Origin of the sequence: Rhizobium sp. RHZ02, assembly GCF_014851575.1 — a bacterium.
Classification (GTDB): domain Bacteria; phylum Pseudomonadota; class Alphaproteobacteria; order Rhizobiales; family Rhizobiaceae; genus Rhizobium; species Rhizobium altiplani.
Genome location: NZ_JACUZX010000002.1, coordinates 488,663 through 512,377, shown reverse-complemented (window position 1 = coordinate 512,377; position 23,715 = coordinate 488,663). Strand labels below are relative to the sequence as shown.

Annotated in this window: 22 protein-coding genes, 1 tRNA gene and 1 pseudogene; 10 read left to right on the top strand and 14 right to left on the bottom strand. The window is 60.6% G+C overall.

Translation table 11 applies throughout. The features are described 5' to 3' along the window. Window position 1: 1 nt before the first annotated feature. The 4 genes from IB244_RS05370 to IB244_RS05355 are packed head-to-tail and all read right to left on the bottom strand — an operon-like array spanning window position 2 to window position 2,332. Window positions 2–430: a DUF1178 family protein gene (locus IB244_RS05370; protein ID WP_169681327.1), complete on the bottom strand. Its 429-nt coding sequence runs from the start codon at window positions 428–430 to the stop codon at window positions 2–4. After that, window positions 427–1,284: a carbon-nitrogen hydrolase family protein gene (locus tag IB244_RS05365; protein WP_018857854.1), complete on the bottom strand. Its 858-nt coding sequence runs from the start codon at window positions 1,282–1,284 to the stop codon at window positions 427–429. The genes IB244_RS05370 and IB244_RS05365 overlap by 4 nt, the downstream gene beginning before the upstream one ends. Window positions 1,285–1,293: 9 nt before the next feature. Further along, window positions 1,294–1,551, bottom strand: coding sequence for a glutaredoxin 3 (gene grxC / locus IB244_RS05360; protein ID WP_018857853.1), 258 nt, complete (start codon window positions 1,549–1,551; stop codon window positions 1,294–1,296). 31 nt (window positions 1,552–1,582) lie between these two features. Next, complete coding sequence (locus IB244_RS05355) at window positions 1,583–2,332, bottom strand: ComF family protein (RefSeq protein WP_192303285.1); 750 nt, start codon at window positions 2,330–2,332, stop codon at window positions 1,583–1,585. Between the two features lie 117 nt (window positions 2,333–2,449). Between IB244_RS05355 and IB244_RS05350 the strand changes: the two genes are divergently transcribed. Next, a complete protein-coding gene (locus tag IB244_RS05350) occupies window positions 2,450–3,334 on the top strand; it encodes a methyltransferase domain-containing protein (RefSeq protein WP_025661652.1) in 885 nt (294 codons plus the stop codon). Between the two features lie 8 nt (window positions 3,335–3,342). Here IB244_RS05350 and IB244_RS05345 read toward each other — a convergent pair whose 3' ends face one another. The 6 genes from IB244_RS05345 to IB244_RS05320 all read right to left on the bottom strand — a co-directional run bounded on the left by IB244_RS05345 (window position 3,343) and on the right by IB244_RS05320 (window position 7,464). Continuing rightward, window positions 3,343–3,507: a Flp family type IVb pilin gene (locus IB244_RS05345; protein WP_025661651.1), complete on the bottom strand. Its 165-nt coding sequence runs from the start codon at window positions 3,505–3,507 to the stop codon at window positions 3,343–3,345. A 66-nt stretch (window positions 3,508–3,573) separates the two neighbouring features. Then, a complete protein-coding gene (locus IB244_RS05340; RefSeq protein WP_018857849.1) occupies window positions 3,574–3,891 on the bottom strand; it encodes a hypothetical protein in 318 nt (105 codons plus the stop codon). 123 nt (window positions 3,892–4,014) lie between these two features. After that, window positions 4,015–4,428 (bottom strand): 8-oxo-dGTP diphosphatase MutT, encoded by a 414-nt coding sequence (gene mutT / locus IB244_RS05335; protein ID WP_018857848.1) that lies wholly within the window; start codon window positions 4,426–4,428, stop codon window positions 4,015–4,017. Beyond that, on the bottom strand, window positions 4,425–5,246 hold the full coding sequence (locus IB244_RS05330; RefSeq protein WP_051085593.1) for a GNAT family N-acetyltransferase: 822 nt from the start codon (window positions 5,244–5,246) through the stop codon (window positions 4,425–4,427). Before IB244_RS05330 ends, mutT begins: the two co-directional genes overlap by 4 nt. Further along, window positions 5,215–6,456 carry a bifunctional glutamate N-acetyltransferase/amino-acid acetyltransferase ArgJ gene (gene argJ, locus IB244_RS05325; protein WP_018857846.1) on the bottom strand — a complete coding sequence of 414 codons (1,242 nt, stop codon included), beginning with the start codon at window positions 6,454–6,456 and terminating at the stop codon, window positions 5,215–5,217. The genes IB244_RS05330 and argJ overlap by 32 nt, the downstream gene beginning before the upstream one ends. Window positions 6,457–6,576: 120 nt before the next feature. Next, entirely contained in the window at window positions 6,577–7,464 is an 888-nt protein-coding gene (locus IB244_RS05320; protein WP_018857845.1) for a peptidylprolyl isomerase, read from the bottom strand. Window positions 7,465–7,710: 246 nt separating this feature from the next. Here IB244_RS05320 and secA point away from each other — a divergent pair, with 246 nt between their 5' ends. The 5 genes from secA to IB244_RS05295 all read left to right on the top strand — a co-directional run bounded on the left by secA (window position 7,711) and on the right by IB244_RS05295 (window position 15,189). After that, on the top strand, window positions 7,711–10,425 hold the full coding sequence (gene secA, locus IB244_RS05315; RefSeq protein WP_018857844.1) for a preprotein translocase subunit SecA: 2,715 nt from the start codon (window positions 7,711–7,713) through the stop codon (window positions 10,423–10,425). A 191-nt stretch (window positions 10,426–10,616) separates the two neighbouring features. Beyond that, window positions 10,617–11,237, top strand: a complete 621-nt coding sequence (locus IB244_RS05310; protein WP_192303283.1) for a C39 family peptidase — start codon at window positions 10,617–10,619, stop codon at window positions 11,235–11,237. Between the two features lie 35 nt (window positions 11,238–11,272). Next, entirely contained in the window at window positions 11,273–12,376 is a 1,104-nt protein-coding gene (locus tag IB244_RS05305; RefSeq protein ID WP_192303281.1) for a D-alanine--D-alanine ligase family protein, read from the top strand. A gap of 109 nt (window positions 12,377–12,485) precedes the next feature. Next, the gene (locus IB244_RS05300) at window positions 12,486–13,895 is read left to right on the top strand and encodes a lipopolysaccharide biosynthesis protein (RefSeq protein WP_018857841.1); all 1,410 of its coding nucleotides are present in this window, start codon (window positions 12,486–12,488) and stop codon (window positions 13,893–13,895) included. A gap of 4 nt (window positions 13,896–13,899) precedes the next feature. Further along, on the top strand, window positions 13,900–15,189 hold the full coding sequence (locus tag IB244_RS05295) for a GNAT family N-acetyltransferase (RefSeq protein ID WP_018857840.1): 1,290 nt from the start codon (window positions 13,900–13,902) through the stop codon (window positions 15,187–15,189). Between the two features lie 21 nt (window positions 15,190–15,210). On the opposite strand, the gene IB244_RS05290 is transcribed toward IB244_RS05295, so the two are convergent. After that, window positions 15,211–16,839 (bottom strand): AMP-binding protein, encoded by a 1,629-nt coding sequence (locus IB244_RS05290; protein ID WP_018857839.1) that lies wholly within the window; start codon window positions 16,837–16,839, stop codon window positions 15,211–15,213. Between the two features lie 177 nt (window positions 16,840–17,016). Between IB244_RS05290 and IB244_RS05285 the strand changes: the two genes are divergently transcribed. Together IB244_RS05285 and IB244_RS05280 are read left to right on the top strand one after the other, a co-directional pair. Beyond that, window positions 17,017–17,997, top strand: coding sequence for an aldo/keto reductase (locus IB244_RS05285; RefSeq protein ID WP_018857838.1), 981 nt, complete (start codon window positions 17,017–17,019; stop codon window positions 17,995–17,997). Window positions 17,998–18,072: 75 nt separating this feature from the next. Continuing rightward, window positions 18,073–18,865: pseudogene (locus IB244_RS05280) on the top strand (methyltransferase domain-containing protein). On the opposite strand, the gene IB244_RS05275 reads toward IB244_RS05280, so the two are convergent. Further along, on the bottom strand, window positions 18,862–19,446 hold the full coding sequence (locus IB244_RS05275) for a TetR/AcrR family transcriptional regulator (protein ID WP_018857836.1): 585 nt from the start codon (window positions 19,444–19,446) through the stop codon (window positions 18,862–18,864). The pseudogene IB244_RS05280 and the gene IB244_RS05275 sit on opposite strands and share 4 nt — an antisense overlap. A gap of 124 nt (window positions 19,447–19,570) precedes the next feature. Between IB244_RS05275 and IB244_RS05270 the strand changes: the two genes are divergently transcribed. Together IB244_RS05270 and IB244_RS05265 are read left to right on the top strand one after the other, a co-directional pair. Next, window positions 19,571–20,869, top strand: coding sequence for an MFS transporter (locus tag IB244_RS05270; protein ID WP_018857835.1), 1,299 nt, complete (start codon window positions 19,571–19,573; stop codon window positions 20,867–20,869). A gap of 120 nt (window positions 20,870–20,989) precedes the next feature. Continuing rightward, a tRNA-Leu gene (locus IB244_RS05265) sits at window positions 20,990–21,074 on the top strand. 81 nt (window positions 21,075–21,155) lie between these two features. On the opposite strand, the gene IB244_RS05260 is transcribed toward IB244_RS05265, so the two are convergent. Both IB244_RS05260 and IB244_RS05255 read right to left on the bottom strand, forming a co-directional pair. Continuing rightward, window positions 21,156–22,028: a Hint domain-containing protein gene (locus IB244_RS05260; protein WP_018857819.1), complete on the bottom strand. Its 873-nt coding sequence runs from the start codon at window positions 22,026–22,028 to the stop codon at window positions 21,156–21,158. A 360-nt stretch (window positions 22,029–22,388) separates the two neighbouring features. After that, complete coding sequence (locus tag IB244_RS05255) at window positions 22,389–23,519, bottom strand: glycosyltransferase family 39 protein (protein WP_026371851.1); 1,131 nt, start codon at window positions 23,517–23,519, stop codon at window positions 22,389–22,391. Between the last annotated feature and the right edge of the window lie 196 nt (window positions 23,520–23,715).

The following is a 23,715-nucleotide window of genomic DNA, read 5'->3' as shown; positions in this document are numbered from 1 at the left end:
CTCAATTCACATCGTCGGGCAAAACAGGCAGGGCCGCGATTTCGATGCCTTCGTCCAAAAGCGCTTGGGCCTCATCCATCGTGGTCTGCCCGATGATGCCGCGGGCGTCGCTTTCCCCGTAATGTATCTTGCGGGCCTCCTCGGGAAACCGCGTTCCGACATCCTCGGAATTGGCCCTGATCGTCGCAACAGCCTCTTTCAGCTTCTGCAACGCGTCGCGCCGCATCGTATCCATCGCCAGCGTCTGCAATTCATCCTTCTTGCGCGCCGTCGAAACCGAAGGCGCCATCAGGAGCTTGGAGATGGATGCGGAGTTGCAGGCGGGACAGGTCAGGAATCCTGATGCGATCTGGCGATCGAAATCGGCACTTTCGGAAAACCAGCCTTCGAATTCGTGGGCATTTTCACAACGCAGCGAATAACGGATCAAGCGGCCACGCCTCCTGCGACTGCCCCTGGAACCCTCTCGATTGAGAAATCACGGCCGTTTTTCAGATTGGGAATCTTGTCATGAGCTGACTTGACGGCCGCCGTATCAATGTCGGCAAGGATGACGGCTTCGCCCTCCGGCCCGGCCGAAGCCAGAACGCGGCCCCAGGGATCGACGATCATCGAATGACCAAAGGTCTCACGCCCGTCCTCGTGGTGCCCGGCCTGAGCAGCGGCAATCACAAAAACGCCATTCTCGATCGCGCGTGCCCGAAGCAGGATTTCCCAATGTGCTTCGCCGGTCTGCTTCGTGAAGGCAGCAGGCACCGTCATCACTTCGGCGCCGGCAACAGCCTGGGCGCGGAAAAGGGTGGGGAAGCGAACGTCATAACAGATCGCAAAGCCCATTTCAGCAAAGGGAAGCGACAACACGCGCGCCTCGGACCCCGGCCGGTAGGCAGCGCTCTCGCGCCAGCTTTCGCCGTTGTCGAGATCGACATCGAACATATGGATCTTGTCGTAACGATTAAGGATCTTGCCATCAGGCCCGAAGAGGTAGCCGCGGTTGGCAAGCTTGCCGTCATCGAGCGCAATAGCGGTCGAGCCCACATGCATGAAGATGCCGAGCTCCCGGGCCAATTCCGAACCTGTCCGCACGATGACGTCATTGGTTTCGTCGCGAAGCAGTGCCTTGGCAGCGGCACGATCGCGCTGCAGCATGCCTGTCATCTCAGGTGTCTGCACATAGATCGCGCCCTGGCCCGCAGCGTCGCGGACGAGGCGCGCCATCGCGGCAGCGTTCCTCTCGGGATCGACGCCGGAGCACATCTGGATGGCGGCAGCCGTAAACGTCATCGCACTTCCTTACGCGGCAAGCAGAGGATCAAGCCCGCCGGCCCGATCCAGCGCATAGAGATCATCGCATCCGCCGACGTGCTGCTCGCCAATGAAAATCTGCGGGAACGTCGTGCGGCCGTTGGCCTTGCCGATCATTTCCTGGCGAAGTTCCGGCGCAAAGGTCGCATCGTGCTCGACGAAATCCACGCCCTTTTCGGACAGCAGCGATTTGGCGCGCGCGCAGTAGCCGCAGGCTTGGCGCGTATAAATGGTCACGGGTGCCATGGGGTCTCCAGACAATACGGTTATCTTTTCGTCATATAGTTTCTGAAAGAGCCCTTGCAAAGGTCAAAACCGTGATGTCCGCCGCTCCGGCCTTGCGCAGTACTTTTGCCGCCGCGGCAACCGTGGCACCGGTCGTGTAGACATCATCGACAAGGACAAGCCGCTTGCCGAAGACGTCGTTGTCCCGCGCCTTGGCAATGGCAAAGACACCGCGAACATTTTCCTCGCGCGCATCTGCGCCGAGACCCACCTGAGGGCGGGTGCGCTTGACGCGCATCAGCGTTGCCGGCAGAAGCGCCCTTCCGGATCGCTGCGCCAGATGACGCGCCAGCTCTGCAGCCTGGTTGAATTTGCGCGAGAACATGCGGCTTCGATGCAGCGGTACCGGCAGGATGGCGTCACACCGCTCCACCATCCCGTCACTCGCGCGTAGCATCCATTCGGCCATCATTGGCGCGAGATCCGTTCTGTCGCGGTATTTCCGGCCATGCACCAACTGGCGCACCGGCTCGTCATGAAAGGCGGCTGACCGCAGCCGGTCGAACGGCGGCGGATTGGCAATCGCCTCGGCGCTGAGAATGCCGGAACCGAGATCATGCGAGAACGGTATCCCGAGGATTTCGCAATACGGCCGTTCGATAAAGCGCAGTCCGGACCAGCACGTCGGACAAAGGCCGTTGTGGCGACCGGTGGCGATGCCGCAAACCACGCATCCCGGCGGATAGACAAAGTCGACCAAGCGCCCGAAGGGACGCATTAGAAGCGTCCCATCCAACTTCATAGGCGATCGTCGTCTCCCAAGCCCCACTGCCCCAACCCTCTCGCGAAAGCTTAGCGCGTTTCGCCTTCGAGGAAAATCGCCTTGCAGCACCGGTTCTGCGGGACTATGCACTGCGCCATGGATATGATCTTCGACCAGGCCCGGATCGCAGTAAACCGGCATCGCGCCCGTCTCCACCATGACCCTAAGGCGACCTTCCTTCTCGATATCGCCGCGGAAGAACTCGGCGAGCGTCTTGCCGTGGTCGAACGGACCTTCGAACATGCGGTCGAGCTGCATGGCGCCACCGGGGCTGCGGCCCGCGCTGCGATCGCAACCGGCAAGGTCAGGCAACTGACACGGGTCGAAAGCGAGCACGCCTATGCGGAAGCGGGCGAGGCTATCATCGAGGCTGCTCTGGAAGAGGTTCCCCTGGAGCCACAGTCGGCAAACCTCGTGCTGGCCCCGCTCAGCCTTCACTTGACCAACGACACGCCGGGCGTCTTCATCCAGATCCGTCGCGCCTTGAAACCCGATGGGCTCTTTCTTGCCGCGATCCCTGGATCGGGCACATTGCAGGAGCTGCGCGAGATCCTGCTGGCGACAGAAATCGAAATGACCGGAGGTGCGAGCCCACGGGTCATCCCTTTCGCCGACGTGCGCGACGTCGGCGGTCTCATGCAGCGCGCCGGTTTCGCCCTGCCCGTGATCGATGCAGAGACCTATACGGTCCGCTACGACTCGATCTTTCCGCTGATGAAAGACCTGCGGGCGATGGGAATGACCAATCCGCTTCTTGCGCGCAGCCGCAAACCTCTGACGCGCGCCTTCTTCCTACGGGCGGCTGAAATCTATGCCGAGCGATACGCCGATCCGGACGGCCGGATCAGGGCAACCTTCTCGATCATCTATGTCTCGGGATGGGCACCGCACGAAAGCCAGCAGAAGCCGCTTCGCCCAGGATCGGCGAAGGTGAGGCTCGCCGATGCGTTGAAGGTCGAGGAGCATAAGCTGAAGCAGTAGAAATCGGCTCAGTTCGGGAACTGGTTGGCGATATTGCTCAAAAGGCCGTTGATATCGCCACCAAGCGCCCGCGCTCCACCGATGAGAGCCACGGATATGAGGGCCGCAATCAGGCCGTATTCGATCGCGGCCGCGCCACGGACGTCTGCCAGAAATGCCCTTATTAGTCGCATGCCAACCTCGGCGCTAAAGCGGCAGTCCTTCATCACGTTGCGTCTGCCGCGGCAGCAACGCCAGTATCAGCAACCAGCTCCGCTTCCGTAACCCTGAACCACGCAAACAGAACCCGGCGTTTCCTGAAGCACGCTGCGGCGGATCGTGTAGCGTTTGCCGTTCTCGGTCTTCGGTATCGAGCCCGTTGTCATCGTATCGAATTCCGACGGCGCGCTGGCAAAGACGCTCGACCTGGACTTGTCAGCAAGCATCGGCGTCAAGATCAAAGTGAGGGCAACAACGGCCGTGCCAAACAGCAGCGCAATATTCAGCACTCCCGTTCTGCTCGAGCCAGTCGAGGCCTGTTCTTTCTCTCTAACAGCTTTCCAGAAATCGTCGTCCATGCGTCAAGCCTTCTACACACACGCCAGTTGCTTGATTGAGGCCGATATTTGGCAGAAGGTGTTAAACGATCGATTAATATCCACACCCAAATTCGACGCTTACTGGATAATAATCAGAAGTTCCTAAAGTAAATCCTGCAACATCGGGATCAGGGGCTCGTCAGCGGGCGGCATCGGGTAGTCGCGCAGAGCTTGCGGCTTCACCCATTTCAACGCCTGCCCCTCTTTCCCGTGCGGAATTCCTTCATAGCGCCGGCAGACATAGAGCGGCATCAGCAGATGGAATTTCTCATAGGTATGGCTCGCGAAAGTCAGGGGCGCCAGGCAGGCGACCTTGGTCGTGATCCCGAGCTCCTCGTGAAGCTCGCGCACCAATGATTCCTCCGGCGTCTCGCCCGGCTCCACTTTGCCACCGGGAAACTCCCAAAGCCCCGCAAGCGATTTTCCCTCGGGGCGTTGCGCCAACAGAATTCGCCCGTCGGCATCGATCAGGGCACAAGCGGCAACGAGAAGGATGTTTCGGGCTGCCTCGCTCATCGTGACGGCTCCTGCCGCCAGTAGGAATAGCGGTAGGCTTCACGGAAGCCGAGCCGTTCGTAGAGTGCCAGGGCCGGAGCGTTCGTCGCCTTCACCTGCAACCAGGCGGAACGGGCGGTGCGCATCCTGGCCCAGCGCAGGGCCGATGTCAGGATTTCCATGCCAAGGCCCTCGCGGCGGCGCTCCTTGGCGACGGAGAGCGACATGATGCCGGCGAGGTCGTTGTCCTGAACGCAGAGAACGGTCGCAAGCGGCCCCGTTTCCGCATCTTCGATCATGAACAGGCCCGACGGCGGCTTGATCGCATTGATGATTTCGGCGAGCGCCGGCTTGAGCTTGGACGAGACGCCGTCGGTTGCCAGATTGGCATCCACGAAGCGGCCAATATCGTGAGTCGGCAGATGATCGAGCGTATCCGGCAGTTCCGCATGCGCAAGATCGCAGGTCATGACGATCGTCTCGTCGAAGGATGACCACTGCTGTTCCCGCACGAGGTCGATCAATACCGGCGAGGCGAGCGGCGTCTGACGCAGAACTGCCGGGCGGCCATAGGCTTCGAACTTGCGGCCTGCCTTGGCAAGACGGATTTCGACATCGCGGTGATCTGAAGGATCGAGCGGCACGATCGAATTCAGCCGATTGGACGGATGCCCCGCCGTCAGCCGTATCTGCCAACTGCCGTCGTACTGCACGGATGAGGCTGGCCAAGCCCGGAAGCCGACAGCCTCCAGCCTGCGCACGAGTGGCAGATTTGCCTTCTTGGATAATGCTTCAGTCAATGAAAAATCAGCTCCGGTAGTCACCGTTGATGGCGACATACTCCTTTGTAAGGTCGCACGTCCAGACCGTGGCGGTGCCGTTTCCAAGACCGATGTCGACCTTCACAGGAATATCCTGCTTTTTCATGACGTTGGTTGCAGCTTGCTCGGAATAGACGGCGTCGCGCTCGCCGTTGACGGCAACACGCACATCGCCGAACCAGATAGCCAGCCGATCGCGGTCGGCCATTTCACCGGACTTGCCGACGGCCATGACAATACGGCCCCAGTTGGCGTCCTCGCCGGCGGCCGCGGTCTTGACCAGCGGCGAATTGGCGATCGACAGCGCGATCTTCTTGGCCGCGGCATCGCTTTCGGCCCCAGTCACCGTGATCTCCAGCATCTTCGTCGCACCTTCGCCGTCGCGCACGACCTGCAGGGCAAGATCCTTCAGAAGATCATTGAGCGCAGCGCGGAACGAGGCAAGGCGGGCGTCATCGGCGCTCTCGACCCGAGCCTGACCGTCCTCGGCAGCCGCGCCGGTGGCAAACAGCATCAACGTATCAGAGGTCGAGGTATCGCTGTCGACCGTCATCGAATTGAACGTCGGATCAACGCCCGCGGATAGGAGCGACTGCAGGGCGGCGGGAGCAATATCGGCATCGGTGACCACGAAGGAAAGCATGGTCGCCATATCAGGCGCAATCATGCCGGCGCCCTTGGCAATGCCATTGATCGTCACCTTCACGCCGCCGATCTCGGCACTGCGGGTGGCGACCTTCGGATAGGTGTCTGTGGTCATGATCGCCTTGGCGGCCTCGAACCAGAAGTCACCGGTCGCATCCTTGTGCATCTGGTCGAGAACGCCAGAGAACTTCGTCGCGTCCAGCGGTTCCCCGATGACACCGGTCGACGCGAGGTAGACCTCGTTCTCGCCGCAACCGACGGCAGCCGCTGCCGACTTTGCCGTCAGGGCAGTCGCGTCGCGCCCCTTCAAACCAGTGAAAGCATTCGCATTGCCGGAATTGACGACGACAGCGCGTGCTGTGCCATGCGGCAGGTTTGCGCGGCAGAAATCGACCGGCGCCGAAGGGCACTTCGAGCGCGTAAAAACGCCCGCGACTGCGGCCGGCTTGTCGAACACCATCATCAGTACGTCGGTGCGGTTCTTGTACTTGATGCCGGCTGAGGCAGTGGCCATGCGCACGCCGCGCAGGGCGGGCACATTGGCATAGGATTTCGGAGCGAGCGGAGAAACGGAACCGGACATGGCAATCGACCTGGTGGCTGGAAGGATTTTCAGGGCGAAGTATAAGCCGGCTCGCCCTGCGGAAATACGACAACTGCTATAGTGAAGGGCCCGGAAGAACCGGGCCCTAAACTTTGGATTTTACTGCTGCGGCTGCGCGGCGGGTTCATCACCCGGCTGCGGCTGCTTGTTGGCGTCGTCATAGCCCTTGCGCAGCGCTTCGTCGGTGATCTCGACCTTGGACTTTTCCTTGGCAGAGGCGAGAAGCGCAAGGTACTTGTCGCGCATGACGAGCTGGCGAACCTGGTCCTTGACCTGATCGAAGGCTGGTGGAGCGGCGTCGCGCTTATCTTCGACCAGGATAACGTGATAGCCGAAATCGGTCTTCACGGGGGTCTTGGTGTAGGTGCCCTTGTCAAGGGCGAAGGCGGCCTCTTCGAATTCCTTGACCATGCGGCCCTTGGTGAAATAGCCGAGATCGCCACCGTCAGCCTTGTTCGGATCGGTGGACTTTTCCTTCGCCAGATCCGCGAAGCTCTTGCCGGCGTCCAGCTGCTTGATGACGTCCTTGGCCTCGTCCTCGGTCTTCACGAGAATGTGGCGGGCGTGAACTTCTTCCTGCTTCGGAAGTGCTGCGACTTCCTTGTCGTAGCGCGCCTTGACGTCCGCGTCGGTCACCGTGTCGACGACGTGCTTCTTGAAGTAGGCGTTGTGCAGTTCGCGATCAGCGAGATACTGCATGCGCTTCTTGAATTCGGCGTTCTGGTCGAGCTTTTCGGCCGTTGCGTCCAGTGCCAGCAGCTTGACGTCGATGGCGGCGGACAGGGCGGCGATCTTCTTCTGGTCGTCCGGCAGCTGGGCGAGCTGCGGGTCGAGATTGGCAACGGCCAGATCGAGATCGGACTGATGAATTTCGACATCGCCGACCTTGGCGACGACGGCATCCGGCTTGTCTTCCGCACGGACCGGCGCCTGGAACGCAACGAAGGTTGCGAACGCCATCACAGCGATTTTGTTGTAGTTCAACATCAAATAACCCTTCACAGTTACACCCACCGGCTTCAGCTTCGTGAATTCAGCCTGAAACAGCCATCAACACTGGAATGTGGCCTTTGTATATCAGCCAAATCCGTTGACATCATTCGACCCCCCTCTTATCTGTCACGCAACCTCGCGTCCAGAACAGTTTCCTGGCGTTTCGAGACGTGTGCCTGAAATTCGGCCGGGCAGCGGATAAGAAAAGCCGGGGAATATTATTGAGAAAGGACCAGTCATATGGTCAGCTTTGGCGGTATAGCCCGCAAAATATTTGGCTCTGCCAATGATCGCCGCGTGCGGTCCTTCCAGCCGAAAGTCGCAGCCATCAACGCCATCGAAGAAAAGACGAAGGCTTTGAGCGACGAGCAGCTGGCTGCCCAGACCGTCGAATTCCGCAAGATGCTGGCAGACGGCAAGACGCTCGACGACATCCTTGTGCCTGCGTTCGCCGTTGTGCGCGAGGCTTCGCGCCGCGTTCTCGGCCTGCGACCTTTTGACGTACAGCTGATCGGCGGCATGATCCTTCATGACGGCGACATCGCGGAAATGAAGACCGGTGAGGGCAAGACGCTTGTTGCCACGTTGCCGGTCTACTTGAACGCACTCGCCGGCAAGGGCGTCCACGTTGTCACCGTGAACGACTACCTCGCCCGCCGCGACGCCGCGACCATGGGCAAGATCTATGGCTTCCTCGGCCTGACCACGGGCGTCATCGTCCACGGCCTGTCGGACGAGGAGCGCGCTGCCGCCTATAACTGCGACATCACTTACGCGACCAACAACGAACTCGGCTTCGACTATCTGCGCGATAACATGAAGTACGAGAAGAACCAGATGGTCCAGCGCGGCCACAACTTCGCGATCGTCGACGAAGTGGACTCGATCCTCGTCGACGAAGCGCGCACGCCGCTGATCATTTCCGGTCCGCTGGACGACCGCTCCGACCTCTACAACACCATCGACGCCTTCATTCCGCAACTGAGCGAAGGCGACTACGAGATCGACGAAAAGCAGCGCTCAGCCAACTTCTCCGAAGAAGGCACTGAGAAGCTGGAAAACCTGTTGCGCCAGGCTGGCCTGCTGAAGGGCCAGTCGCTCTACGACATCGAGAACGTGGCGATCGTCCACCACGTCAACAACGCGCTCAAGGCCCACAAGCTGTTCCAGCGCGACAAGGACTACATTGTCCGCAACGACGAGATCGTCATCATCGACGAGTTCACCGGCCGCATGATGCCGGGCCGCCGCTACTCGGAAGGCCAGCACCAGGCTCTGGAAGCCAAGGAAAGGGTGACCATCCAGCCGGAAAACCAGACGCTGGCGCAGATCACTTTCCAGAATTACTTCCGTATGTACGGCAAACTCGCCGGCATGACCGGTACGGCGCAGACGGAAGCGGAAGAATTCGGCAACATCTACGGCCTCGAGGTTGTCGAAGTGCCGACCAACCTGCCGATCAAGCGTACCGACGAAGACGACGAGGTCTATCGGACCTTTGAAGAGAAATACAAGGCTATCATTGCCGAGATCGCGGACGCTCAGAAGCGCGGCCAGCCGGTTCTCGTCGGCACGACCTCGATCGAAAAGTCGGAACTGCTCGCCGAGATGATGCGCAAGCAGGGCTTCAAGGACTTCCAGGTCCTGAACGCCCGCTACCACGAGCAGGAAGCGTATATTGTCGCGCAGGCCGGCGTGCCAGGTGCGGTAACGATCGCCACCAACATGGCGGGCCGCGGTACGGACATTCAGCTCGGCGGCAACCTTGAAATGCGTGTCGAACGCGATCTTGGCGAGATCGAGCCCGGCCCCGAGCGCGACGCAAAGATCGAAGGGATCCGCGAGGAGATCAAGCAGCTCAAGGAGCAGGCACTTGCCGCCGGTGGCCTTTATGTCATCGCGACCGAGCGCCACGAGAGCCGCCGCATCGACAACCAGCTGCGCGGCCGTTCCGGCCGTCAGGGCGACCCTGGCCGTTCCAAGTTCTACCTGTCGCTTCAGGACGACCTGATGCGCATCTTCGGTTCCGACCGCATGGATAGCATGCTGCAGAAGCTCGGTCTCAAGGAGGGCGAAGCCATCGTTCATCCCTGGATCAACAAGGCTCTGGAGCGCGCGCAGAAGAAGGTCGAAGCCCGCAACTTCGACATCCGCAAAAACCTCCTGAAATACGACGACGTTCTGAACGATCAGCGCAAGGTGATCTTCGAACAGCGCCTCGAGTTGATGGAAGCGGCCAATATTTCCGAGACCGTCTCCGACATGCGCCGCGAGGTCATCGACGATCTCGTCGAGAAGCACATCCCCGAGCGCGCCTATGCCGAGAAGTGGGATGCCGTTGGCCTGAAGGAGCGGACAGCAGCCTTGCTCAACCTCGATCTGCCGGTTGAGGACTGGGTTAAGGAGGAAGGTATCGGCGAGGACAGCATTCGCGAGCGCCTGACGGAAGCATCCAATGCGGCTTTCACGGAGAAGGCCGAACGCTTTGGCGACGACATCATGCACTATGTCGAGCGCTCGATCGTCATGCAGACGCTCGACCACCTGTGGCGCGAGCATATCGTCAACCTCGACCACCTGCGCTCCGTCATCGGCTTCCGTGGCTACGCACAGCGCGATCCGCTGCAGGAATACAAGTCGGAAGCGTTCGAGCTCTTCACCTCGCTCCTGAACAACCTGCGTGAAGCCGTCACCGCACAGCTGATGCGCGTCGAACTCGTGCAGCAGGCACCTGCGGAGCCGGAACCTCCGTTCATGCAGGCGCACCACCTCGATCCGAATACGGGCGAAGACGATTTCGCGCCCGCGTTCCTGGCCTCGGAAGTGGTTGTCGCCCCGGAAAACCGCAATCCGACCGACCCGTCGACCTGGGGTCATGTCGGCCGCAACGAGCCTTGCCCCTGTGGCTCCGGCAAGAAGTTCAAGCATTGCCACGGCGCCTTCGCACAGGCTTGAGCCGGCCGGTAAGCTAGAAACAAGGCCCTCGCGACGGAAACGTCGCGAGGGTTTTTTTGTCCGCCCAGTTGTCGCTCGCGCCCAGCCCCTTCACAACTCCTGATTTAATAATCAGCGCACACTTCAGCCACAGAACTGTCGCTTTGTTCGCCGAGTTTGCGACCATATTCGTTTTGATTGCCGAGGAAGAGATGAACGCTTGCGCCCGAGCGGTTCCCTATTTCAGCCAGTGGGAAACGGCGTCGATGACGCTGCCTGTGCTTGAAAGCGGCTCGTCTGTATTATTGAGCGATCCGCTCTGGCACCAGTCTGGCGCCGAGACGGTCGAAGAATATGCCCGCTGGGCGGTCAATATCTGCGGCATGGCATGCCTGAAGATGGCACTTGCCGCACGCGGCGAGATGCACCGGACCATCGACCTGGCACGGGCCTGCACTGCTTTTGGCGGGTACGTCGTCAACGAGGCGGATCAATCGATCAAGGGATTGATCTATGCGCCGTTCGTCACCTTCGTCGGGCGGGCCTTCGGCCTCAAGGCCGAAACGATCACCAATCTGCCGACCACTGATATTCCCGAATTGCTTCGCAGGAACACATTCTTCATCGCCTCGGTCAACAGCCAGATCCGGTGGCCGGATCGCGAGCCGCCGTCGCGCGGCGGCCATCTCGTACTGGTAACGGCGGCATCGCCCGGAACGATCCGTTTCCACAATCCATCCGGCCATGACGCTCAAAGCCAGGCAGACGTCGTACTGCCGCTCCCAACCTTCGACCGCTTCTTCGCCAATCGCGGCGTGGCCATCATTCTCTGACAACCTCAACAGACCCATCCGAGCAGAAAATCATCATGCCGAACACGCGTTCTACGGAAACTGACCGGCCCACAGCCTCGCGCCTGCGGGTCGCTGTCCTCTTCGGCGGGCGTTCGCCCGAGCACGATGTCTCAATCCTGTCGGCAACCAATGTCGTCAATGCGCTCGATCGTGACCGCTACGACGTTCTTCCCATCTACGTGACGAAGGAAGGGCGGTGGTTGCTGATGGCACGGCAGACGGAACTGTCGACCGCAGCAACCGTCGGCGACGCTCCGGAATTGACGCTGCTGCCCGGCGGTCGGGGCCGCCTGCTAGCCATTCCCGCGAATGCAGCTCCATACGAAGTTCCGCCGATCAACATCCTGTTTCCCGTCCTGCATGGCATGCACGGCGAGGACGGATCGGTACAGGGACTGGCCGCCGTCGCCCGCGTGCCGCTCGCAGGCTGTGGCATCCTCGGCTCGGCAACGGCCATCGACAAGGATATCGCCAAGCGCCTGTTGAAGGAGGCTGGTCTACCGGTCGCGAAGGCCGTCTGCATCGAAGAAGGCGCGGAGCCGCCCTTCGCTGATGTTGTAAAAAAACTCGGCCTTCCGCTTTTCATCAAGCCCGCGCGCCAGGGCTCTTCCGTCGGCGTCAGTAAGGTAGCCGACGCCGACAACTACGCCGCCGCCCTCGCCGAAGGCTTCAGGCACGACCGCAAGCTGCTGGCAGAGGAATTCATCACCGGCCGCGAGATTGAATTCAGCGTGCTCGAACACGCCGATGGTTCGCTCTTCGTATCACTGCCCGGCGAGATAGTGCCCGCCGAAACCCACGGCTTTTATAGCTACGAGGCCAAGTATATCGACGAGAATGGCGCAGCGCTCAGAGTTCCCGCGCAACTGCCGAAGGAGATCGGGGAAGAACTGCGCCGCACAGCGACCAATGCCTTCAAAGCGCTCGGCTGCGATGGAATGGCGAGGGTCGATTTCTTTCTCACGCCCGACATGTCCTTCGTCGTCAACGAACTCAACACCATACCCGGCTTCACCAATATTAGCATGTATGCCAAGGCCATGGCCGCCAGTGGCGTCAGCTATGCCGAGGTTCTCGACCGACTGATCGAACGTGCGCTTTCCCATGCAGGCAGCTGATTTCTGGCGTTCCAGCCGTTGGCACGAATGACGGTGTCACAACCGTTTCTTAACGCCGTTCTGCCAAGACTTCGACGACGATTTGCCTGAAGAGTTTTGCGTGTTTGTGATGGCGGTCATTGAGACGGCGGAAAAGATGCTGCCTGCGGGTCTGCGCCCGGCGGGAAGTCGCCTGCTGCGCTCGTTTGTGACCGCTCTGACTGCGCGCGGCGATAAGGCTACAGCTCAGCGCATGGCGCTGACCGCCTTTTCCATCCGCATCGTCAGCGCCGCCCTCGCCTTTCTGTCGCAAATCGTATTGGCCCGCCTCATGGGCGAATATGAGTACGGAATTTTTGTATTCGTCTGGGTGCTGATCGTCCTCTTCGGCGATCTTTCCTGCCTGGGCTTCCACACCGCCGTCGTGCGGTTCCTGCCGCAATACAAGGCGGCCGGCTCTTTTGAGAAGATCCGCGGACTGACCGGCACCGCCCGCATCTTCGGATTGCTCTCCGGCACGGCCGCTCTTGTCATCGGCATGATCGCCCTGCATCTCTTCCGCGACAGGATCGAGGGTTATTATGTCATCCCGATCTTCCTCGGACTGGTCGCCATGCCGATGATCGCCCTCGGTGATATTCTCGAAGGCACGTCGCGGGCCAATCACTGGCCTGTCATGGCGTTGAGTCCTGCCTACATCGTACGGCCGGTCCTCATCATTCTTTTCATGCTGACTGCGATCGGGCTTGGCGCGCCGCGCACCGCGATGACGGCGATGCAGGCCGCACTCATCGCGACCTATGTCACCACCGTCGGCCAATACGTCGCAACGCTCTTGCGACTGCGCCGCCATTACCAAGAGGGTCCGCGCGAGGTCGACTTTCTCGGTTGGCTTGGTGTCGCCTTCCCAATCTTCCTTATCGAGGGGGTCAGCTTCCTGTTGACCAATTCTGATGTGGTCGTGGTCGGCATCTTCCTCGAACCGCACGACGTCGCGATCTATTTCGCCGCCGCCAAGACGATGGCGCTGGTCCACTTCATCAATTTCTCCGTGAAGGCGGCATCCGGTCCGCGCTTTTCAAGCCTCATCGCCGAGGGGACACGCGAGCAGCTCGCGGCTGCTGCGATCGACGCCGCGCGATGGACCTTCTGGCCCGCGCTCGCCATCGGCCTGGCCGTTGTCGCCGCCGGCCATTTTCTGCTCTCGCTCTTTGGCGGCGCTTTCACCGCTGGCTATATCGTGATGGCAATCCTGCTGGCGGGCATCCTCGCCAAAGCCCTGGTCGGACCGGCGGAGACGCTGCTGATGATGGCTGGCAAGCAGAACGTCTGCGTTCTGCTCTATGCCGGAGCGCTGGCAGCGAACATCAGCCTCAACCTGCTCCTCATCCCAAGACTGGGTATCGAGGGTGCGGCGATCGCCACGGCCTCGGCCATGGGCGTCGAAGCCATCCTCCTGCATTTTGCCGTCCGGCGCGCGCTTGGAATTATGCTTTTCGCATTTGCCACGCCTCCGGCCAAAACAGACATGGAAGCCTGATATAATGGTGCGCATTCCTCCAGCTACCGAAACGACCGATGTCACGACGAACCGCATGGTTCACGAGCTAGCGGCTCTCGATTTCGACATGCCACGGCCGGATGCGCGCGTTGAAGTCGGCCGTCCGGGCCGTGAACTCTGCCTCTATTCCGGCAAGCTCGGCTACGAACTGCAGGAAGAGCTCGATTTCCTCTCCAACCGAGCGATGGAGCCGAATGTCTTCTTCACCGGTCGCTTCCTCGCCCCGGCCATGCCGCGGCTGGATGATAGAGAGGTGAACTTCGCCCTGTTGCGGGATCTGAGCGACACGCGAAGCCGGATGCGCTTCCTGATGCCGTTCTCCATCGAAAAACCCGGCTTCGCCGTCGGCCCCTCGATCGTACGGGTCTGGTCGAACGGCTTTGCACCGCTCGGCACGCCGCTGGTCGATACCGAGGATGCAGGCGAAACGCTGGACAATCTCTATGACGGCCTGACCCATCGGGACCTGCGCCTGCCCCCAATTCTCGTGTTGCCGGATGTCAGGCTGAACGGGCTCTTTGCCCGCATGGCAAGGGCGGTCGCCATCGGCCGCAACCTGCCGATCACCATCGCCAATCCCTATCAGCGCGCCATGCTGCAGAGCGACGAGGAAGCAACCGTCTATCTGCGCGACGCGATTTCTTCGTCGCATCTGAAGGAGATGCGGCGGCAATGGCGTCTGCTCGAGGACTTGGGCACGGTGGTTTATAACGTCGCGCGCCAGGCGCGTGAAGTCCACGCGCGTTTCGAAGAGTTCCTTGCGCTCGAGGCCGGCGGCTGGAAGGGCAAGAAGCGCAGTGCGCTGGTGACCGATCGCTACCACACCGCCTTTGCCCGAGAGGCGGTTTCCAACCTCGCCGCCGTCGATGCCGTTCGTGTCCACACGATCGACCTCAACGGCAAGGCAATCGCCTCGATGGTGGTCTTGATGATGGGCGGCGAGGCCTACACCTGGAAGACGGCCTACGACGAAGCCTATGCGCGCTATTCGCCAGGCAAGTTGCTGATGGGCGAGGTGACCGAATGGCACCTTGACGACGCCAACATCGTTCGTTCCGACTCCTGCGCCATCCCCGATCACCCGATGATCAATCGCTTCTGGAAGGAGCGGGAGGAGATGGGCACGATGGTAATCGGGCTGAACCAGAACGGCGACCGGGACGTGCGCCAGGTGGCCGCCCAGCTCCATATGTACAGCAGCACCCGCAACGTCGCGAAGATGCTGCGACAGAAGATCATGTCACTCGCCCGGCGTGGAAAGTCTCCCCAGTGACGTCAGGTCACGCCAAAGCCGTCAGCCGGCAGCGGCCCGCTCCCTGAGCAGGCGCCGGATGACCTTGCCTGTCGTGGTCAGCGGCAGTTCCGGGACAAATTCCACTTCGCGCGGATACTCGTGCATCGAAAGCCGCAACTTCACCCATTCGCTGATCTCGGACGCCAGCTGTTGGCTTGGCTCGAATCCTGGCGCCAGCACGACATAGGCCTTGACGATCTCGGTGCGAACGGGATCGGGCTTGCCGATGGCTGCGGCCAGCTGCACGGCGGGATGGCCGATGAGGCAGTCCTCGATTTCGGCTGGCCCGATCCGATAGCCTGAGGAGGTGATGACATCGTCATCCCGCCCGAAGAAGGTGACGTAGCCGTCCGCATCCTGGCGCCCGATATCGCCTGTCAGAAGCCAATCGCCGACAAACTTCCGCTCGGTCGCCCCGACGTCGTCCCAATAGCCGAGAAACATCACGGGATCCGGGCGGCGGATGGCAATCTGCCCAGCTTCGCCAACAGGAAGCTCCTTGCCGGCTTCGCTGACGATGGCCACACGATGCCCGGGCACCGGGCGTCCGATTGCGCCGGGACGACTGATTCCGATCGCGGCGCTCGACGAAAGCACGAAATTGCACTCCGTCTGGCCGTAGAACTCGTTGACCGTAATCCCGAGCGTCCGCTTGACCCATTCCAGCGTTTCGGCACCGAGCGACTCGCCCGCTGCGCCGATGGTGCGCAAGACGAGATCATATTTGGCACGTGGATCTGGCACCGATTTCAGTAGCCGCAAGGCCGTCGGCGGAATGAAACCGTTGCGCACCTTCATTTCGGCCATGATGCGATAAGCCATGTCGGCATCGAATTTCTGCGCCGGCGAGGAGACGACGGGAACACCGAGCAACAGGCTGGGCAGCAGCGCATTCAGCAAACCGCCAGCCCAGGCCCAGTCCGAAGGTGTCCAGACCTTGTCTCCGGCCTGCGGAAATCCCTCATGGGCAAACTGCATGCCCGGTATGTGCCCCGCCAGCACCTGATGACCGTGAAGCGCGCCCTTCGGCGGACCGGTCGTTCCCGACGTGAAGATCATCAGCGCCGGATCGTGGGGCGCGGTTTTCGCGACCTCGAACACCGGGGGATGGCTTTGGAGCAGCCCTGAAAAGTATCGCACGCCCTGTCGATCGCCGTCGACGCAGATCACTTCGGAAAGGTCAGGTAGTCGCTCGCGGATATGACTGATGCGGTCGAGCCCGAATGTGTTGGTGATGACGACGGAAGCGCCCGCGGTCCGCAGCCGGTATTCCAGCGCCTCGACGCCGAAGAGCAAGGCCAACGGCAGTGCGATCGCGCCGATCTTGTAGATCGCAACATGGGCGATAACGGTCTCGAACGACTGCGGCAGGAGCAGGGCGACCCGATCACCTTTCGTTACCCCCAAAGACACCAGCGCATTGGCGAGCGACGCCGACCGGTCGGCCAGCTCGCGGTAGGTCATGGAGAGATGATTGCCGTCAGGGCTGAAGTGCTCAAGGCAAACGCGATCAGGCGTCCGCGCCGCCCATTCGTCGCTCACCGCGCGGCCGATATTGAAATCCTCCGGTATTTCCCAGGCGAAATCACGGTAAAGGTCTTCGTAGCGATCGCGCTGCGGTAGTCTCATCGGCGAAAATCCAGTCAAATGCTGCAGCAGCTAACACCGAGAGCCCGGCACACGCAAGCGCGAGACCTTGCGATGGCTTCTCGATGGTCACAAAACTTTTGTGTGAGGAGCAGACACTTTCAAGCTTGCCGCGCTAGATCAAAGGGCGCTGGGTAGCGACTCGTTTGGAGCAATTTCATGGATTACGTCAAATTTGGCGGCACTGGCTTGGAAGTGTCGAAGATCTGCCTGGGTTGCATGACCTTCGGCGAACCTGGCCGTGGCAACCACAGTTGGACACTCGGCGAAGAAGACAGCCGGGCATTGATCAGACAGGCGCTCGATCTCGGCATCAACTTCCTCGACACCGCCAACACCTATTCGGACGGCTCCTCGGAGGAGATCGTCGGGCGCGCGATCCAGGACTTTTCAAAGCGGGACGAGATCGTGCTCGCGACCAAGGTCTTTAACCGCATGCGTCCGGGGCCGAACGGCGCCGGCCTGTCGCGCAAGGCGATCTTCGACGAGATCGACAACAGCCTGCGTCGCCTTGGCACCGACTATGTCGACCTCTATCAGATCCACCGGTTCGATTATACGACGCCGATCGAAGAAACGCTGGAAGCCCTGCATGATGTCGTGAAGGCAGGCAAGGCGCGCTATATCGGCGCCTCCTCCATGTATGCCTGGCAATTCGCCAAGATGCTCTATACCTCGCGCGCCAATGGCTGGACGCCATTCGTCAGCATGCAAGATCATCTGAACCTGCTCTACCGGGAGGAAGAGCGCGAAATGCTGCCCTTCTGCCAGGATCAGAAGATCGCCGTCATTCCCTGGAGCCCGCTCGCCCGCGGTCGGCTGACGCGCGACTGGGATGAGAAGACAACCCGCAGCGAGACGGACGAATTCGGCAAGACGCTCTACAAGCAGGCGGAAGACGCCGATCGTACCATCATCGGCGTTGTCGGAAAGCTGGCCGAAAAACATGGTGTCTCCCGTGCCCAGATTGCGACCGCCTGGATCCTGCAGAAGGGCGCCGTCACGGCGCCGATCATCGGCGCGTCGAAAGCCAAGCACTTGGCCGACGCCGTCGCCGCACTGTCCGTAAAGCTGGCCCCAGAAGACGTCGCCGCGCTCGAGGAACCCTATGTTCCCCACAGGGTCGAAGGTTTCAAATAACGCGACAGTTTGGAGAGTTGCCGGTCGCGGGCGTTGAGCCGGCGACCGCGGCCACTTCCGTTCAAGGATATTGCCATGACGACGATCCCCTTCGAAGCGCGCCGCTTTCAATCCACGGCCGCCTACTACACGCGCTATCGCGTTCCCTATCCCGATCAACTCATCGGGCAGGTTGCCAAGCGCGCCGGCCTCGTGGCCGGCGAGCGTGTGCTTGACCTTGGTTGCGGCCCCGGTCAGCTCGGCATTGCTTTCGTGCGGCTGGCCGGAGCAACGGTCACTGGCCTCGATCCGGAACCGGAAATGCTGGAGGCGGCGCGGACGGATGCAGCCGCCGTCGGTGTCAACGTCACCTTCATCAAGGGCTCTTCATACGATCTCGGCCCGCGCTTTGCGCCGCTCAAGATGACGGTCATGGGGCGTTCGTTTCACTGGATGGACCGCCTGGAGACGCTAGGCTCTCGATGAAATCACCGTGACTGACGGTTGCGTGGTGCTGTTCGGCGATCGCCACATCTCCTCGACGCCCGACTGGCGGCAGGCCGTCAACGAGATCGCCGAGAGCTTCGCACCGGAGCGCAATGCCAATCGCGAACGGCGGAAAAGCCCGGATTGGATTGAGCATGAAAGCATCCTCCTTCGCTCGCCCTTCGGTGATCTGGAGCGGATCTCCGTTGTGAGGGAGCGCAAGCTCGGCCTCGACGATATCGTCGGCCGCGCCTTCTCGACCTCGGTGACATCGCCACAGGCGCTTGGCGAAAGGACGGCAGCCTTCGAGGCCGAGCTTCGCGCCACCCTCCTCAAGCTTTCGCCCGAGGGCAGCTTCCTGGAGGTGGTGGAGATCGGCGGCCTGATTGCACGCCGCGGCTAGCCTTCGGTCCTGTTCTCAAGGGAGAGTGCATCGCGAGTCGCATAGAGAAAGCTGTCGGAGAGTTCACGGCTCTCGACGGCTCGCGCCAGGATCACCGCACCCATCATCGCTGAAAGCGTCGTAAAGCCCTTCTCGCGCCGTTCCTCTGGCGTCTTGCCGGACACAATCTTGGACAGAATATCAACGAGCATCGAAAGCCCATCGTTGAATGTCTCGCGCATCGCTCCGTGACTGCGACTGACTTCCTGGGCAAGCGAGGCGAAAACGCAGCTGCCGCCTGGGTCGTCGACGCTGCAGCGCGACAGATAGTGATTGAGCAGCGCATCGAACGGCCGCTCCGGCGCCGACGCGATGATCTCGTTCCAGCGAATCTTCACCTTCTCGATCAATGCGCGGCTCACTTCCAGCGCCAGCTCTTCCTTGGATTCGAAATGGCCGTAGAACCCGCCATGCGTCATCCCGGCAGCCTTCATGATCTCGGCGACGCCTATGCCGTCGAAACCCTTTTCGCGAAACAGCACCCCGGCAACCGTCAGGATCTTCTCGCGATTCTCGGCAAATTTCTCTCGGCTGACCCGCATTCGGTTCTCCGCAATTGGCAGCTTGACAATTTATATGACGTCAATCATCAATACGCAACAATTATGATGACCATCATCTAAAAGCTTCCGATAGTCTCCGGCAACCTCAAAACGGAACGGCCACATGGTATCGACTGCACTTGCTTCATCTCTGGCGCGACGCAACATCCACTATGGATGGGTGGTCGTTGCAGCAACCTTCCTGACCATGCTGGTGACCGCTGGCGCGATGGGCGCCCCCGGCGTCCTCATCAAGCCGCTCCAGGACGAGTTCGGTTGGGAAACTTCGCAGATATCTTCCGCGCTCGCCGTCCGGCTGATTCTGTTCGGGCTTATGGGACCGTTCTCGGCCGCTTTCATGAACTATTTCGGCATCCGCAAGGTTATCGTCTTCGCCATGGTCCTGATCGGCGGCGGCTTCGTCGGCTCGCTCTTCATGAGCGAACTCTGGCAGTTGCTCCTGCTCTGGGGAATCGTCGTCGGCTTCGGCACCGGGCTGACCGCAATGGTGCTCGCCGCAACCGTATCCGCCCGCTGGTTCACCAAGCATCGCGGCCTCGTGGTAGGCATGCTGTCGGCGAGTTCTGCGACGGGACAGCTGGTCTTCCTGCCACTGATGGCGGAGTTGACGGAACGGTACGGTTGGCGCGCAACAGTCTTTCTGGTCTGCGGCATGATCATGTTCGCCGCACTCATCGTACTGGCCTTCATGCGCGACCGCCCTTCCGACCTCAACCTGCCCGCCTTCGGCGAGGCACATATCACGCCACCGCCGCCAACCGAATCCGGGCTGCTGGCGATGCTGGCAACGCCGGTCACGGTTCTCAAGGAAATCTCCGGTACCTCGACCTTCTGGATCCTGTTCGCCACCTTCTTCATCTGCGGTCTCAGCACCAACGGCCTGATCCAGACGCATTTCGTCACGCTCTGCGGTGACTTCGGTATCATGCCGGTGGCTGCCGCCAGCGTTCTTGCCGTGATGGGCATTTTCGATTTCTTCGGCACGATCGGCTCCGGCTGGCTGTCGGACCGCTTCGACAATCGCTGGCTGCTCTTCTGGTATTACGGTCTGCGTGGCCTGTCGCTGCTGTTCCTGCCCTTCAGCAATTTCAGCTTCTACGGACTGTCGATCTTCGCGATCTTCTATGGCCTCGACTGGATCGCCACCGTGCCGCCGACCGTCAAGCTCGCCGCCGACCGTTTCGGTCGCGAAAAGGCGGGCCTCGTCTTCGGCTGGGTTTTCACAGGCCATCAGTTGGGAGCGGCGACCGCCGCCTACGGCGCCGGCTGGTCGCGCACCGAACTGCAGAGCTATCTGCCCGCCTTCTTCATTGCCGGCGCCTTCTGCCTGCTCGCCTCCGTCCTCGCGATCACGCTGAAGAAGTCGGCCGTCCATCAACCCGCCGCCGCGGTCGCGCATTGATACCGTTTCCGGCCGCACGTCGCGAGCCGGAAACTCCAACAAATCAAGCCGAGAACTTCGCCCGCCGTCTTGCGCGCGCGGGCGAACGCATGCTAGACAGCCGCCTCGTCGGTATCCGTTGCCCCATTGGCGGAATTGGTAGACGCGCTCGACTCAAAATCGAGTTTCGAAAGAAGTGCTGGTTCGACCCCGGCATGGGGCACCATCCCGACAAAACGCTAGTGATTTAATTTCCTATTCTTTGGCGTTTTTGTCTCAAGCACGCAAAACCTCGAAATCAGCCTGTCTAGGCCGAGAGCTCTTTGGCTTGCGCATTGATCTTCTCGCAGACATCCTCGAACGGATCACGCATTGGCACCAGAGGCGAGGCGCCGAGAAGAAGAAGGGCTTTCAGATGTTGCCAGCCGCCTTCCTCGCCCAGAACCGTCGCATAGGATGTCATCGGCTCGCGTAGCTCACCAGCATACAGGCGTTCGTATTCCGCGAAATTTCCGAAATTATCGCGATTGCTGTCCGAGGGGTGGAAGGTTTCTGCCGCAGCGCCTTCAGCAAGGATTACTTGGTGTGTCGCGAGCAGAACGGCGTAATACTCAATCGTCAAATCGTCGCGCGGTGCGATCGGCGCGATTGTTGTGCCGTTTACGAGATCCTTCACTCGGATAAGTACGCCATTCAGGAACAGAGCATGGCCGGGTGACAGGTAGAGATCGGAATGTGGCGTGCCATCGCCCAGTGCATCACGTGCCACTCGAATCGGTACGACGCCTTCCTGCCAGCACGCGCCTCGCTTCGTAAATACCTGCCGACCGACCCACTTGATTGGGCTGGTTTCTCCTTCCAGAAGAACAACGCGATCCCCCGTCTGCAGGTCCTCGACACGCTTTTCGCCGCAATCCGTAAGGATTGACGTCCCACGCAGAAAGCACTGCGCACCGCCGCCAGAGTTGCCATTTCCGCCAGAGTTGCCATTTCCGCCGGAGTTGCCATTTCCGCCCGAGTTCCCGTTCCCGTTACGTGGGCCCGCTCTCACCGGCAAAGACGACGCTGCCATTGCAAGGGCTGCCACGCTTGCAACGCGAGCGCCGGCAGCGGCCGCCACTCCCAGAAAACGTCGGCGCGCGGTATTGCGTGGCAGATTCGGATCTTGGAAATAAGGCATCCTGACGCTCCTTGCTACGAACAGCGTTGGACAATCGATAATACGCCTTCCACCTTTTCTCGCTAAGTCGGCAGAAAGGCTTAGTACGAAACGTGCTCGTCCAGGGTCCGGAGCTTCTCGTCCAATGTAAGGGCTGTGAGGCGCGCTTTAGCCGATGAATTCGGGCCCGCGACAGACATCGCGGAGAAGGACATAACGATCCCGTAAGCTATTGCTATGTCTGATAATTTCGAAGGGTCATAATTTCGCGCGCTTGCCACACCCCGGCATGCGGCAGCCACTGGCAGATGCCACGCAAGATCAGCGCTCGATCCGCTCCGCCCGCGTCTCGGCAAGACGAGCGGCATCGCATGACATGCTTTAGTGGAAGCTCCCAACGAAAACGACGCCCAGGGAGATAAAGATCACCGCCCCCACAAGCGCGACAAGCTTCCCGATTGCGCCGGGGACCTGGACACCTGAGGCCTCGACCTTGAATGCCAGATAAAGCGGGAACGCCACGAAGAAGATCGAGATCCACTTCGGACGCATGATCGTCGCATCGACGGCGAGCATGATCACGTAGACCAGAAACATGCTGATGACGAGCATCCGGCCGATGACCCTCGTCCATTCGCTGCTGGTGCCAAGGATCGTCCGGATATGGCCACGATAGACAATGGCGAGGATAGCGAGCGTCAACGCCGAACATTTGACGATCGCTCCCAACAGCTCCCAGGCCGCAACCACTTGCTCGGGCATCCCGGCGCTAGCGGCTGCCCGCAAATTTTTCAGCGTGTCGCCGGTCGCCAAATCCAGATGGGTCACGATCCAATAAACATGCGGGGCCGCGACGATGAGACCAACCGCGATGGTCACCGCCAGCCGCCAGTTGAAGACCAATCGCCGCAGGCCAGGTTCGAGAAGGAGCGCTGCAACCGTCGCGACCGGGACGATCGCAAAGTTGTACTTGGCAAGGAATCCCAACCCGGCTGCTGCGCCGAGAAGTGCATAATTGCCGGTCGACGGTCGTTCCGCCATCAATGCCAGTACGTAGAGAAAGAACGCGACGACAGCGAAGGCGCCGACGCTGTGAGTTAGATCCCGCTGCGAGAGCAGAAAGACCACAGGCAGGCTCAGGAAGCCGATGGGGGCGATCCATGCAGTTTCGCGCTTGCCCATCACCTTGCGGGCCGCGAGACAGAGAAAGATGCAACTCAGCAGCAGCGTCCCGTTCTTTACGAAAGCCAGCGTGTCGACAGAGGCGCCGAAGATCTTGGCGAAATAGTAGAATAGCCAGTCGTAGAGCGGCGGCTGGTCGCCGTAGCCCAGTTGCAAGGCATGCGAGAGCCTGATCTGCTCTGCCTCGTCGGACGCCAGATCGCCGCCACGCAAGAGTCGAAGAACGAAGCTGGCGCTAAAGTATGTGGCGAGCAGGAGCACGGGCAGGAGTGTGCTTAGACGCGTGGCACGCCGGGTGGAAAGGTATGAACTATCAACAGTATCAGTCAACTTCTGCCCCGTATGCGCTCGGTCTAAACGAGTATTCAGGACGAAGATATGCAACTACTCTAATGGAGAGTATAGCGCTTCACCTGCAATTTCAGGGGTTCTCCAGCATCGTTCAGAAGCTGGGTGTTGCCGCAGGGCAACGCTTTCTCATCTCGTCGTTTGCAACATTGCTGCCTCAATCGGGCTCTACCCAGCA